The sequence below is a fragment of the Paracidovorax avenae ATCC 19860 genome (assembly GCF_000176855.2).
GTDB classification, from domain to species: domain Bacteria; phylum Pseudomonadota; class Gammaproteobacteria; order Burkholderiales; family Burkholderiaceae_C; genus Paracidovorax; species Paracidovorax avenae.
Map to the genome: position 1 here is coordinate 5,276,851 of NC_015138.1, position 13,177 is coordinate 5,290,027.

The 13,177-nt window shown below is 61.6% G+C and carries 15 protein-coding genes; 6 read left to right on the forward strand and 9 right to left on the reverse strand.

Going from position 1 to position 13,177, the window contains the following annotated elements; genetic code table 11:
• The first annotated feature begins 6 nt into the window (after positions 1-6).
• Complete coding sequence (gene purB / locus ACAV_RS22875) at positions 7-1,386, forward strand: adenylosuccinate lyase (protein ID WP_013596948.1); 1,380 nt, start codon at positions 7-9, stop codon at positions 1,384-1,386.
• 2 nt (positions 1,387-1,388) lie between these two features.
• Positions 1,389-1,949, forward strand: a complete 561-nt coding sequence (locus ACAV_RS22880) for a YaeQ family protein (RefSeq protein WP_013596949.1) — start codon at positions 1,389-1,391, stop codon at positions 1,947-1,949.
• A 28-nt stretch (positions 1,950-1,977) separates the two neighbouring features.
• Here the strand turns inward: ACAV_RS22880 and ACAV_RS22885 are convergent, their stop codons facing one another.
• Positions 1,978-2,295, reverse strand: coding sequence for a putative signal transducing protein (locus ACAV_RS22885; protein WP_013596950.1), 318 nt, complete (start codon positions 2,293-2,295; stop codon positions 1,978-1,980).
• A gap of 51 nt (positions 2,296-2,346) precedes the next feature.
• The gene (locus ACAV_RS22890; protein WP_013596951.1) at positions 2,347-2,787 is read right to left on the reverse strand and encodes a DUF3717 domain-containing protein; all 441 of its coding nucleotides are present in this window, start codon (positions 2,785-2,787) and stop codon (positions 2,347-2,349) included.
• Between the two features lie 562 nt (positions 2,788-3,349).
• On the opposite strand from ACAV_RS22890, the gene ACAV_RS22895 reads away from it, so the two are divergent.
• The 3 genes from ACAV_RS22895 (at position 3,350) to ACAV_RS22905 (ending at position 5,078) form a co-directional block, all read left to right on the forward strand.
• Positions 3,350-4,075, forward strand: a complete 726-nt coding sequence (locus ACAV_RS22895; RefSeq protein ID WP_013596952.1) for a TerC family protein — start codon at positions 3,350-3,352, stop codon at positions 4,073-4,075.
• Between the two features lie 85 nt (positions 4,076-4,160).
• Entirely contained in the window at positions 4,161-4,640 is a 480-nt protein-coding gene (locus tag ACAV_RS22900) for a hypothetical protein (RefSeq protein WP_013596953.1), read from the forward strand.
• 81 nt (positions 4,641-4,721) lie between these two features.
• Positions 4,722-5,078, forward strand: a complete 357-nt coding sequence (locus ACAV_RS22905; protein WP_013596954.1) for a phage holin family protein — start codon at positions 4,722-4,724, stop codon at positions 5,076-5,078.
• Here the strand turns inward: ACAV_RS22905 and ACAV_RS22910 are convergent.
• On the reverse strand, positions 5,046-6,710 hold the full coding sequence (locus ACAV_RS22910; RefSeq protein WP_013596955.1) for a M48 family metalloprotease: 1,665 nt from the start codon (positions 6,708-6,710) through the stop codon (positions 5,046-5,048). The two genes, ACAV_RS22905 and ACAV_RS22910, sit on opposite strands and share 33 nt — an antisense overlap.
• Positions 6,711-6,833: 123 nt before the next feature.
• Here ACAV_RS22910 and moaC point away from each other — a divergent pair, with 123 nt between their 5' ends.
• Positions 6,834-7,328, forward strand: coding sequence for a cyclic pyranopterin monophosphate synthase MoaC (gene moaC, locus ACAV_RS22915; RefSeq protein ID WP_013596956.1), 495 nt, complete (start codon positions 6,834-6,836; stop codon positions 7,326-7,328).
• 141 nt (positions 7,329-7,469) lie between these two features.
• Here the strand turns inward: moaC and ACAV_RS22920 are convergent.
• The 6 genes from ACAV_RS22920 to ACAV_RS22940 all read right to left on the reverse strand — a co-directional run bounded on the left by ACAV_RS22920 (position 7,470) and on the right by ACAV_RS22940 (position 13,148).
• Positions 7,470-8,275, reverse strand: a protein-coding gene (locus ACAV_RS22920; protein ID WP_244875568.1) for an IS5 family transposase whose coding sequence is annotated in 2 segments (ribosomal slippage) — positions 7,470-7,951 and positions 7,951-8,275 — 807 coding nt in all. Because the reading frame shifts where the segments join, the coding sequence is not laid out codon by codon here.
• 67 nt (positions 8,276-8,342) lie between these two features.
• A protein-coding gene (locus ACAV_RS24285) for an IS5 family transposase (RefSeq protein WP_167539399.1) occupies positions 8,343-9,151 on the reverse strand; the annotation gives its coding sequence in 2 pieces (ribosomal slippage) (positions 8,343-8,821 and positions 8,821-9,151; 810 coding nt in all).
• A gap of 129 nt (positions 9,152-9,280) precedes the next feature.
• Positions 9,281-10,036, reverse strand: a complete 756-nt coding sequence (locus ACAV_RS24825; RefSeq protein WP_013596958.1) for a hypothetical protein — start codon at positions 10,034-10,036, stop codon at positions 9,281-9,283.
• A gap of 3 nt (positions 10,037-10,039) precedes the next feature.
• Positions 10,040-11,713 carry an O-antigen ligase family protein gene (locus ACAV_RS24830; RefSeq protein WP_013596959.1) on the reverse strand — a complete coding sequence of 558 codons (1,674 nt, stop codon included), beginning with the start codon at positions 11,711-11,713 and terminating at the stop codon, positions 10,040-10,042.
• 56 nt (positions 11,714-11,769) lie between these two features.
• A complete protein-coding gene (locus ACAV_RS24300; protein WP_013596960.1) occupies positions 11,770-12,291 on the reverse strand; it encodes a pilin in 522 nt (173 codons plus the stop codon).
• A 203-nt stretch (positions 12,292-12,494) separates the two neighbouring features.
• Complete coding sequence (locus ACAV_RS22940) at positions 12,495-13,148, reverse strand: FHA domain-containing protein (protein WP_013596961.1); 654 nt, start codon at positions 13,146-13,148, stop codon at positions 12,495-12,497.
• Positions 13,149-13,177 lie beyond the last annotated feature (29 nt).

Sequence of the window (13,177 nt, forward strand, 5' to 3'; positions counted from 1 at the left end):
CGCCCCATGAGCCTGTCCACCATCAACGCCCTCTCTCCGCTCGACGGCCGCTACGCCGCCAAACTGTCCGCCCTGCGCCCCATCATGAGCGAGCACGGCTACATGCACCGCCGCGTGCAGGTGGAAGTCGCATGGTTCATCGCGCTGTCGGACGCCGGCTTCGAGCAGTTCAAGCCCCTGACCACCGGCGCGCGCGCCTACCTGCTGAGCCTGGTGAAGAACTTCTCCGAGGCCGACTCGCAGGCCATCAAGGACATCGAGAAGACCACCAACCACGACGTGAAGGCGGTCGAATACTGGATCAAGTCCAGGTTCGAGGCCCGCCCCGAGCTGGAGAAGGCCGCCGAATTCGTGCACTTCGCCTGCACCAGCGAAGACATCAACAACACCAGCCACGCGCTGCAGCTGCGCTCCGGGCGCGACCAGGTCATCCTGCCCGGCCTGGACCGCATCGTCCTGAAACTGCGCGAAATGGCGCACGCCTACGCCGAAGTGCCGATGCTGAGCCGCACCCACGGCCAGACCGCCAGCCCCACCACCGTGGGCAAGGAACTGGCCAACGTGGTCGTGCGCCTGCAGGCCGCCTGCGACCGCATCGCCGGCGTGAAGATGCTGGGCAAGATGAACGGCGCCGTGGGCAACTACAACGCCCACCTCTCGGCCTGGCCCGACTTCGACTGGGAGGCCTTCAGCAAGAAGGTCGTCGAAACCCCCGAGCCGCTGGGCCTGGGGCTCACCTTCCAGCCCTACTCCATCCAGATCGAGCCGCACGACTACATGGCCGAGCTGTTCGACGCCGTTGCCCGCGCCAACACCATCCTGGTCGATCTGTCGCGCGACATCTGGGGCTACGTGAGCCTGGGCTACTTCAAGCAGCGCCTGAAGGCCGGCGAGATCGGCTCCAGCACCATGCCGCACAAGGTCAACCCCATCGACTTCGAGAACGCCGAAGGCAACCTGGGCCTGGCCAACGCACTGCTGCGCCACCTGTCCGAGAAGCTGCCCGTCAGCCGCTGGCAGCGCGACCTCACCGACAGCACCGTGCTGCGCAACATCGGCGTGGCCATGGGCTACGCAGCCCTCGCCTACACCTCGCTCATGACCGGTCTGAACAAGCTGGAGCTGAACGAGGAAGCCCTGGCCGCCGACCTGGACGCCAGTTGGGAAGTCCTGGCCGAGCCCATCCAGACCGTCATGCGCCGCTACGGCGTGCAGGGCGCCTACGAGAAGCTCAAGGAAGTCACGCGCGGCAAGACCGTGACGGCCGAGGCGCTGCACGCGCTGATCGCCGGCCTGGAGATCCCCCAGGCCGACAAGGACCGCCTGCTGGCCATGACGCCGGGCAGCTACGTCGGCAAGGCCGCCGAACTCGCCCGCCGCGTCTGAGCATGGCCATCAAGTCCACCATCTTCAAGGCGAACCTCGCGATCGCCGACATCGACCACGGCTACTACGCCGACCACGCCCTGACCCTGGCGCGCCACCCCAGCGAGACCGACGAGCGCATGATGGTCCGGCTGGCGGCGCTGGCGCTCAACGCCTGGCAGCTGCAGGCCATGTGCCAGGGCGACGGCACGCTGGCCTTCGGCGCCGGCCTCTCGGATCCGGACGACCCGGACGTGTCCATCACCGACTTCACGGGCCGCAAACGCCTGTGGATCGAAGTCGGCCAGCCCGAAGACAAGCCGCTGGCCAAGGCCTCGTCCAAGGCGGATGCGGTGCTGGTGTATTGCTTCCACCATGCGGCCGAAGTCTGGTGGAAGGGCATCGAGGGCAAGCTCACGCGGCAGGACAAGCTGCAGGTCTGGCGCCTGCCCACCGAGGCGTCGCAGCAGCTGGCGTCCCTGGCCGAGCGCAGCATGCAGCTGCAGGCCACGGTGCAGGAAGGCGGCCTCACGCTGAGCAGCGGCCTGGGAAGCGTCCACCTGGAACCCATCCGCTGGAAGTGAGCACGGGCCCTGGCGGTGCCCGTGACGCTCAGCGTCCGCCGGCCGCGGGCATGAACGCCCCGCAGTTCCAGCACTGCTCGAAACCGCCTTCGATCCATTCGCCGCATTCGGGGCAATGCCAGCGCCGCTGGGGCAGGTCCGCCAGGGCCTGCAGCAGGCGCCGGGCCTGCGGTGCATGCTCTTCGTGCTCCAGCCAGATTTCCGGCAGGCACTGGTCCGGCGGCAACTGCCCCGCCGCCCCCAGCAGATGCTGGCGCTGCACCGTGGCGGGCATGCCGCCCTCGCTCAGCAGATCGGCCCAGATCGTGGCGATCGCGATGTTCGGGGCCTGGGTCAAGCGCAGCATGCAGCCAGCTTAGGGGGTTCCATGGCGCCTGTCACGCGCCACCGCCACAGGCTACGCGCCCGGACGCGCGGCATGCGGTGCCGACGGCCCCTCCGCGGCACGCTCCGCATAGCGGTTGAACCGCCAGGCCGTGTTCTCGATGGTGATGCGCCGCCACACGGCGCGCTTTTCGGCCGGCCCCATCGCCAGCCAGTGCTGCACCTCGGCGAAGCTGCGCCCGCACCCCTTGCAATGGTCGTCGCCCTGGCTGGTCGAGCAGATGGCGATGCAGGGCGTGTCGGGCGTCGTCTCGTACCACGCCAGCCAGGCCGCCATGGCATCGGCGGGCAGCGCAGCCTCCTCCACCTCGTCCACCCGCGCATAGACCATGCGGGCATACACCTCCGCGAGCGCCTGGAGTTCGGGCGCCAGCGCCAGGCCCGCGCCCGCCGGGGCACGGGCCCGCCAGTGGTTGATCGCGGATTCGATATCGGTGATGTGCAGGGCGGCCATGGACACGCGGGGAAAACACGCGGGAAAAAGGCGGCCGATCTTACCCGCGGCGCCCGCAGGCCGCGCCGGCCAGGCGCCATGGGCCCGCGGACTCTCCGGGTTCACCCCAATGCTCATCAAAACATAGCAACTCAATCAGTACCGGCAGTCTTCTGCAGCGACTTTCACTCAAACAAGGCAGCCGCCAAACCGCGAATCCGCCTTGCCGCGCCGCGCGGGGCTGTGTTCCAATACAGGCTTCGAGGGGGAGTAGCTCCCGGTCCCGGCGCGAAGGCATGTCCCGAGCCGCCGGCACTGTCGGTCATGTCGTCAATACGAAGCCGCAAGGCTTCCGGCATTTCCGGGTCCTGGCGGAGCCGCACGGCCTGCCGGCCGAGCAAGACCTTTGAAAGGCCCGCCCACGGGCCGTTCAAGGCCATGCACTCCCCGGCATGGGCGCCCAGCGCGGCGCACATGCCCTCCAGCTTCCTTGACGGCCCCGAGCGGGCCTGAACGTCTGTGGAATCGCCGGCCCCGCCCCAAGGTGCCGCGCGGCCTATCGCCAAACGACAACGAGGAACCTATGGAATTTCTGACATCGCCCGAGTTCTGGGTCGCGCTGGGGCAGATCATCATCATCGACATCCTGCTGGGTGGCGACAACGCGGTGGTGATCGCCCTGGCCTGCCGCAAGCTGCCGCCCGCGCAACGCACCAAGGGCATCATCTGGGGCACCGCCGGTGCCATCGTGCTGCGCGTCATCCTCATCGCCTTCGCGATGACCCTGCTGAACCTGCCGTTCCTGAAGTTCGTCGGCGCCATCCTGCTGGTGTGGATCGGCATCAAGCTCCTGGCCCCCGACGAGGAAGGCCACGGCGACGTGGCCGGCAGCGACAAGCTCTTCGCCGCCATCAAGACCATCATCGTCGCCGACCTGGTGATGAGCGTGGACAACGTGATCGCCATCGCCGGCGCCGCCCAGAACGCGGGCGACCACTCGATGCTGCTGGTGGTGCTCGGCCTGCTGATCTCGATCCCCATCATCGTCTGGGGCAGCCAGCTGGTTATCAAGCTCATGGAGCGCTTCCCGTTCATCATCGTGGCCGGCGGCATGCTGCTGGGCTGGATCGCCGGGGGCATGCTGGTCACCGACCCGGCCCTGGCCAATCCCGACCGCTGGCAGTGGATGCTCAAGCTGCCGCAAAGTGATGTCGTGAAGTATGGTGCGAGCGTGGCGGGTGCGCTGCTCGTGCTGATCGTGGGCAAGGCGGTGGCCTCGCGCCGCACGGCGGCCGTCTCCCACGGCTGATACCCTCGGGCCCGGTGAACTCCGGGCCCGCGAGCGACTCGACCCTTTTAGTCATCAACGCCCACCGCCCCGCAGGAGAGCCCTCATGGACAAAGTCATCGTGTACGTGGACGACGCAGCCTACGCGCAGCAGATCCTCGCCCCCCTGGCCGCCCGCGCCCATGCCCCCGGCACCCACTGGGTGGTCGTGGCCTGCGCCCCGCGCATGACCCACCGCATCAGCAAGTGGGTCAGCCACAGCGCCCGCGAGAACTGGCGCGCCAAGTGGGCCGACAAGCTGTTCGCCCAGGTCCTGCCCTGGCTGCAGGCCGGCGGCGCCACCATCACCACCGTGCTGGCCAAGGGCCCGCTGCCGGAACTCGCGACCGAACTGCAGGCCGAGCACGGCAGCGCACAGATCGTCGATGCCCGCCGCCCCAAGCAGGAGGCCCACGCGCCCCAGCCCACCGCCGCACCGGCCGCACCGCCCCTGGTGGTGCGCAAGCCCATGCCCCGGCGCTGGTCCCTCCCGGGCACGCTGGCCAGCCTGGGAGCGCTCTTCCTGCTGTTCGCCGAGCAGCCCTGAGCCCCGGCGGGCGCCGAGGCGCCCGTCCCATCGACGCACGGCAGCACCCGGGACGGCACCCGGGTGCTATCCTCCTGCGCCATGAAACTCCTCCTGAAATGGCTGCTCAGCGCCGCCGCGCTGCTGTGCGTGACCTACCTCTACGGCGGTGTCGAGGTGCGCAGCTTCGGCTCCGCGATGGTCGCGGCCTTCGTCATCGGGCTGTTCAACGTGGTGCTGCGGCCCGTGCTCGTGGTGCTCACCCTGCCGGTGACCATCGTGACCCTGGGCCTCTTCCTCTTCGTCATCAACGCGCTGATGTTCTGGGCCGCGGCGTCCGTGCTGGGCGACAGCTTCCAGGTGCACGGTTTCGGCGCGGCGCTCATCGGCTCGCTCATCTACACCGTGCTGGGCATGCTCATCGAATCAGCGCTCGGCGGCCTGTTCCTTAAGAAGTGACTCGGTCGCGCGCAGGCGCGTCTCGATGATCGATGCCTCGATGTACTCCGCGGCATCCCCGCCGCGGCTCCCGGTCTTGCGCGCCATGTCCTGGCCGGCCTTGAAGCGGTCCACCGCCGCCGCATAGTCGTACCGCGCGACGTGCGCCTCCGCCTCCGCCCGCACCGCCCGCAGCGGCTGGCCCTGCTGCTGCCACACCGCGGCGAGCAGATACCACACCGACGCATCGCGCGGATGGTTCGTCACCCAGGTCTGCAGCGTGCCGGTCATCGGCGCCGCACGGGTCTGCCGCAGCAGCGCCTGCGTGCGCAGGATCATCTCCGGGCGCCCCACCCCGCCGGACGCCGAAGCGGACGCCCCCTGGCCCGGGCTGGTCACGGATTCCAGCGTCAGCGCAGCGCCGCTTCCGGACGCCGGCGCCCCTGCCTGCGGGCCCGCGGCGGGGATGAGGGCCAGCTGCTCCAGCGCCGCGTCCGCCTGCCCTGCGGCCAGTTCGATTTCCGCGCCCAGCAAATGGGCCTGCCGCGTGCCCGCGGCATCGCCCCGCGCGGCCTCCAGCAGCGACCGTTGCGCGGCCCGCGCCGCCGCCATGTCCTGCAGCTGCAGCGCACTGAGCGAAGCCGCATACCAGGCGCCCACCCGCCGCGGCAGAGGCTGCGCGCCGAAACCGCCCGCCTGCGGCTCGTTCACCCACTGCCGCCAGACATCGATGCCGGGCCGGGACAGCACCCGCGCCCGGGCGGCCATCATGGCGTGCTCCAGTGTCGGGCCGGGCGCGGGCGACTGCGCCACGGCCGGGGGAATGCGCGCATGCAAATCCGCGATCCGCTGCGTGGTGAGCGGATGGCTGCGCAGATAGGGCCAGCTGCCGTTGTCGTTGATGCGGTTGGCCTGCTGCAGCTTGTCGAACATCGACACGAAACCCTGCGGCGCGAAGCCCGCCGGGGCCATCAGGCCATAGCCGACGCGATCGGCCTCGCGCTCCATGTCGCGCGAGAAATTGAGCTGGTTCTGCACGGCCAGCGCCTGCCCGCCGACCAGCATGGCCTGCCCCGCGCTCGGGTTCTTCGTGGCGGCCAGCATGCCCAGCACCATCGCCCCCAGCATCAGCGGCCCCTGCCGGCTCTGCTGCGTGATCAGCCGCGAGATGTGCCGCTGCGTGACATGGCTCAGTTCGTGCGCCATCACCGAGGCCAGCTCGTCGCGCGTGGACACCACGCCGATCAGGCCCAGGTGCATCCCGAAATAGCCCCCCGGCAGGGCGAAGGCGTTCACCGTCCGGTCCCGCCCCAGCAGGATCTCCCAGGCGAAACGCTCATCCAGCTCGGGCGGCAGTTCGCCCCGCTCCCGCGCTGCCTTCACCAGCGGCAGGAAAATGCCCAGCACGTACTCGTTGAGCACCGCATCGTCGATGTAGTCCGGATCACGGTAGAGCTCGCGGATGATCCGGTCACCCAGGCGCCGCTCCTGGCTGGTCGTCATGTCGGAGCCGTCGCCGAGGGTGGGGAGGGCGCCCTGCGCCCAGCCGGGCAGGGGCAGGAGGCACTGCGATGCAGCGATGGCCCAGGCCAGTGCGGAGCGGCGCAGTACGGCAGTCGCCGGAAAACCGCGTGATGCGGGTGTGGAACCCATGGGAGCAACCCTCCTCGTGACAACCCCCCGAGGGGGTCTTTTGGATGCGCGCATGGACCGTATGATGCCCCGGCGCGCCGATGGTGCCACCCCGTTACCTATTCCCGCAAAGGGCCTCTTCCCATGACCTCCCGTTCGCCCCATCTCACCCATTTCGACGCCGGCGGCCAGGCCCACATGGTGGACGTGGGCGACAAGCCCAATACCCGGCGCATCGCCGTCGCGGGCGGGCACATCGCCATGCAACCCGCCACCCTGGCGCTCATCGCCTCCGGCACGGCCGGAAAGGGCGACGTATTGGGCATCGCCCGCATCGCCGGCATCCAGGCCGCAAAAAAGACCAGCGACCTCATCCCCCTGTGCCACCCGCTCGCGCTTACGCGGGTGGCGGTGGATTTTCAGCTGGATGCAGACGCATCATGTGTGCACTGCACTGCCACCGTGGAAACCGTCGGGCCGACCGGGGTGGAAATGGAAGCCCTGACGGCCGTGCAGGTGGCACTGCTCACGATTTACGACATGTGCAAGGCTGTGGATCGGGGGATGGTGATGCAGGAGGTACGGGTTATGGAGAAGCACGGAGGGAAAAGTGGCAGTTTTTTATCAGATAAACAATAATTATTCAATTAGGTTTTCCAACAAGCTTCAAGGCGCCTATTTTGGATAATTTTCCACGAGGTCGAATATATTTTCAGGTTTTTACTAGGCACTTGAATCAACCCATATCACCTATATGGATTCGAACTGCTTTTAGAACGGCTAACACCACCGATCCGCAAATATCGCGCAGATGATCGCTGCCGCTAATTTCAGCAACGCATCGTGAATGTCCAGGCGCCTTTCGAAGCGGATGCGCAGCTTGCCAAAGCCTGCAAACCAGCCGTGCGTTCTCTCCACCACCCAGCGGTGCCGGCCCAGCCGCTCACGGTTCTCGACGCCGCGTCTGGCAATCCGGCTGGCGATGCCTCGCTTCTTCAGGAAGGCACGGCAGCGCTCGTAGTCGTAGCCCTTGTCGGCGTGCAGCCTCCATGGCCAGCGGCGCGGCCTGCCTCGCAGTCCCCTGACGGCCGGCAGAGCATCGATGCACTTCTCGAACATCATGGAGTCGTGCCGGCTCGCACCGCTGACCCGCACCACCAGCGGGATGCCGCGTGCGTCTACGACGATGTGCCGCTTGGAGCCGAGCTTGCCTCTGTCCGTGGGGTTGGGACCCGTTTCCTGGCCCCCCGGGGGCTGGGCACTGACGAGCCATCGATGCTCGCCCGGCTCCAATCGATCTGGTCGTGCTGCCGCAGGCGCACCAGCATGGCGTGGTGCAGTTTCTCCCACACCCCAGCGTTCCAGTCGCGCAGCCGCCGCCAGCACGTCATGCCACTGCCAAAACCGAGTTCCTGCGGCAAGTCTTCCCAGGCAATGCCGGTGTGCAGCACGAACAGGATGCCATTGAGGGCTGCTTCATCGCTGACAGAGCGCTTGCGCGCCCCGCCTTTGGCCGAGGGCACGAAGGCCGGGATGAGGGGCTGCAGCTGTCGCCACAGTTCTTTGCTGACGGGTCTTCTTGCCATGAGGGCGACAATCATAGCTGCTCCGCGCTGGGCTATGAACAGGTCGTGTTAGCCGCTCTAAGAGCGGCTAACACCACCGATCCACGAAGCGCGCGCAGATGATCGCTGCCGCCAGTTTCAATAGCGCTTCGTGGATGTCCAGCCGCCTCTCGAATCGGATGCGCAGCTTGCCGAAGCCTGCAAACCATCCGTGCGTTCTCTCCACCACCCACCGATGCCGACCCAGCCGCTCGCTGCTTTCGATGCCTCGTCTGGCAATCCGGCTGGCGATGCCCCGCTGTCTCAGGAAGACACGGCAGCGCTCATAGTCGTAGCCCTTGTCGGCGTGCAGCTTCGATGGCCTGCGACGCGGCTTGCCCTGCAGTCCCCTGACGGCTGGCAGAGCATCGATGCATTTCTCGAACATCATCGAATCGTGCCGATTCGCACCACTGACCAGCACCACCAGCGGAATGCCCCGCGCGTCTACGACGATGTGCCGCTTGGAGCCGAGTTTGCCTCTGTCCGTGGGGTTGGGCCCTGTTTCCTGGCCCCCCGGGGGCTTGGTACCGACGAGCCATCGATGCTTGCCCGGCTCCAATCGATCTGGTCGTGCTCGCGCAGGCGCACCAGCATGGCGTGGTGCAGCTTCTCCCACACCCCGGCAGCGTTCCAGTCGCGCAGCCGCCGCCAGCACGTCATGCCACTGCCAAAACCGAGTTCCTGCGGCAGGTCCTCCCAGGCGATGCCGGTGTGCAGCACGAATAGGATGCCATTGAGTGCGGCTTCATCGCTGACGGTGCGCTTGCGCGCCCCGCCTTTGGCCGAGGGCACGAAGGCCGGGATGAGCGGCTGCAGCTGTCGCCACAGTTCTTTGCTGACGGGTCTTCTTGCCATGAGGGCGCCAAGCATAGCTGCTTCGCGCTGGGCTATGAACAGGTCGTGTTAGCCGCTCTAAAGGCATGCACACAGAGAGCTATTACCACGGCATGCCAAAAAAACGAGCAGCACCTAATGCCAAAAAAATCAAAATGAATCCAAATTCAAATAACCTAAGGGCTGACCTGTTTGTGCATTTAAAAATACTGTCCACGTAATATTTTTTCTTCCTTGAATAGGCAAATATTTGACTCGTTCAACGTCCAGTCCTTCTCGCACTGCGGTATCAAGTATCTCATCCTTTCTATCCGGGAATTTATTGATAAGTTGCTTTAATAATTTGGCTTCTTTCAAAATCTCCGGCAGCCCTTGCTCGTAAGGAATCCATAGTTGTGTCTGGGCCGAAACGGCAACCCCATCCAGTGCCTGCATAGTGAAGTTAAAACTTTCGAGACTACTCAAAGGACGCAACGCAAGCCACGTGATTCCCATTTTTGGTATAGCAATTATATCCTTGGGCGCCAGCAAAATTAATTCCTCGGGAATATCATTAGCATGAATTACCCTGAAACGATCGTATTCGAAAACCACATGTATGGGGCGCGCTTCGTATGCAGAAAAAATTCCATATGCAATTGCGCAAACCTGAAGGCATGCAACGACAGAGAAATCTAATATTTTTTCCTTCCTATTTTTCTTGGGGTTGAAAAAAACAAAAGTAAGCAATGGCCCCAATACCACACCCAAAGCGGCAAACAAAAACAAACCAGCCCCCCCTGAAATAAAAATATAAGGGAAAGGATAGAAAAATACAAACGCAACAGCGGATATTACACTCACTATCACGATCGAGATTATAAAATGAACAAAAAAAGCTCGGATTTTTGAAATATAAAATCTCATAAATTAATTTCCATCATTTTGAAAACAAATTATTTTTGAATTCAGTCCCGTGGAAATTTTGACTGATATTACAAGTTTCTCGTAACTATCTGCATCATAAAGGGATTGAAAAGCGGCTAATGCACGACAAGCAGATTTTTGTTGCCCAGCCTTGAAAAGGCTCAAAACTCGTCGTCTGTGTGTAGCTCTGCTGGGATAACGCCAAGAAGTATAGGCAGCCTCTTTGACAGTCGCATCCGTTTCCGGTCCTGTATGTGTGAGGGTATTAAATAATGCATATACATCTTGGCCGAATCCAAAGGCTTCTTTCGGTGGTTTAATTATTTCTTCTTCTCGAAATTTTTGCTCATCAGCCAATGCCATGCGCATTGGCTCTTCGTATGACAATTGAATTTTTGTCAAAGCAAAACCAGATGCAGCAAGCAATATCAGCAGAGCCAGGAATGCACCACGAGAAAATTTCAAACTTCTGTATCCAAGTGCACTGGAAATAAATCCAACCAGTATTCCTGAGGGAATCAAGAAAAAAGCATATTCATATGGAAACTCCAGCATTGAATGCAAAACCAATGGAGCCAGCACAGCCAAAGGGTAAAGAATAATTGGTCGAAAGTCTTTTCTTAGGCGCCAAAACCATTTAACATTCATCATCAGGAGAATTATGGCCGATGGAATTCCAAACCATAAAGCCACATCAAAGAAAATATTATGTGCAGATGCAGTTGCACTTGCTCCATAAAATGGAGCGATAGTATCTTGTGCACGCCCAACTTGGAGCCATCCATATCCGTTCCAAGGCCGCAGTAATAAAGCCTCGCCAAGTTGACGCCACAATATAAGTCTCGAAGAACTATTAAAATCAGTAGCATCCCTGCTCGCTGCGACACCCATAAATGTTGAGAAGCTAGGCCAGAGGAAACGCGCACAGAACCACAGCCCGACTATCAACGCAAAATAGAGCCATGGATTTCTATTTTTATTTGAATATGAACGCTCAGTAGTCCAGATAGCAAAAACCAAAATGACTGCGATAAACCCAGTTCGAGACTCAGAACCAAGCACCCCAAAGCAAAGGAATAGTGTGCCACATAGAAAAATCCACTTTTTAATTTTTTTTATAAAAAGCAAATAGCCCAGTGATGCAATACCCATAACCAACAAAGTGGCGTAATTATTCGGTTGCGCAAAATTCGCGTAGGCTCGACCATCAGACTCAACCATCCAGACCGTTAATGGCAAGTGCAACCACTGCAACGTTCCGATAATTCCGCTAACAATGGCTCCTGCAGTCGCCGCCCATAGAAATCCTGTTAACTTTGTATTTGATATTTCTTCAGAATGATATCCAGAAAGACTTTTTCTCGCAGCATCGCTTCCTACGGCGCCAGAAATAATCCATATCCCAACATACACCAACCCGTAATAAAAATCCGAATTGAAAAGTAAAACTTCATTTAATCTTTGGAATACCAGCAGAGCCGTCATCAAAATGGCAGGTGCTGAAATCGCATAGGGAAGCAAAATTTCTCTTTTTTTTATCAATATATCAAGAGCTAAAAAAAAAGCCCCAGCTGCCGAAATGATCTCGCCATGAAATGTAAGCCACGGCTCATAGTGATTAGGGGCCAACCACCCATTAACCAAAAGTAAGAAGCCGACAAGTGATACTATGGACATGGCAATAAAAAAACCTCCCCATGGGGAGGTTTTTATAGTGAACAATCTAAATTAAATCACGACTTGCAGGAGCCGGGAAGGAATTTGTTGATAGTAGAGGAAGCCAGTTGAGTGCCTGCAGCATCTCCGCCGCCACAGGTCCATTCAGAAATTTGCTTGCCTTGATCTTTGTTAGCGGCATTGACCACGATAGCAGTGCCGGAGATTTTAGGAATCATCACGACGTATTTGCCGTCAATGTTGGTGTCATTGAAGTTGCGTGCCTTCGCAGAAATCACTCCATTGGCAGTCGTCTCGATGGAAGCAACGTACTTGGTAGGACCAGAGGCAACATTTCCACCGACGTTAGACTCACAACCCCAGCCATTGTCAGTTCCAACTTTATCCGCAGCCATGCTCTGAACCTGCTCGGTGATAGTGGTGCGGCACTGCGAAGCGGCCAAGACCACTTCCGACATTTTCGCCTTTTTCGTGTAATCCTGATAAGCAGGCAGTGCCACGGCAGCCAAAATACCAATGATCGCCACCACGATCATCAGTTCGATCAAGGTGAAACCTTGCTGAACAGTACGCTTCATAAATCTCTCCCGGAGGAACAGTTGCAATGTCGACCTGCCGAAGGATTTCGCAGGCTGCCTCCTTCAAAGCAGGTTGCATGCCAGCAGGGCCTGGCCCTTCGCCCTCCTGGCAATGCCTTCGCCTGAGGCTCAGGTGACAATTTCGTCACCCATCTCTGTCAACAACCGTTGCAGGCACTACGAGACGTACCTTCCGTGCCCCATCACCGCTGCCGGAACTCCATCTCCGTCCCCGCCAGCCCCAGGCGGTCGCCGTCCTTGAGCAGCACCGGCTCGGCAGTAATCGGCTGGCCGTTGAGGCGCGGAGGCTCGGCGCCTTCCACATGGGCCAGGACGAAGCCGTGGTGGCGCTTGGTGATGGAGGCCACGGCCACGCCGGGCTTGCCGATGGTGGTGACGACCTTGACCAGGTCCACCTCGCGGCCGGTGGCGGCGCCGGACATGACGCGGATGGCGGCGTTGAGCGGCACGCTGGCCGGAGGCGGCAGCGGGGCAGGACGCGATGCGGGCACGCGCGGGGGCAGCATGCCGGGGGTGAAGACCATGGTCTTCTCGTAGTTCTCGCCCGCGCCGTCGCCCAGGAAGCGGATCTTGTACTTGCCCACCTCGACCAGGTCGCCGTTGCGCAGCGGCTGGCGCTTGACGGGCTGGCCGTTCACGTAGGTGCCGTTGGTGCTGCCGATGTCTTCGATTTCCACCGCGTCGCCGGCCATGTGGAGCACGGCATGCTCGCCGCTGACGGCCAGGTTGTCGATGACGATGTCGTTGTAGGGGCGGCGCCCCAGCGTCGTACGCTCCTTGGTGAGCGCCACTTCCTTGATGACCACTCCGTCGATCGACACGATCATTTTGGGCATGAACCGTTCCTCGTCTGTCTGTCTGGGCT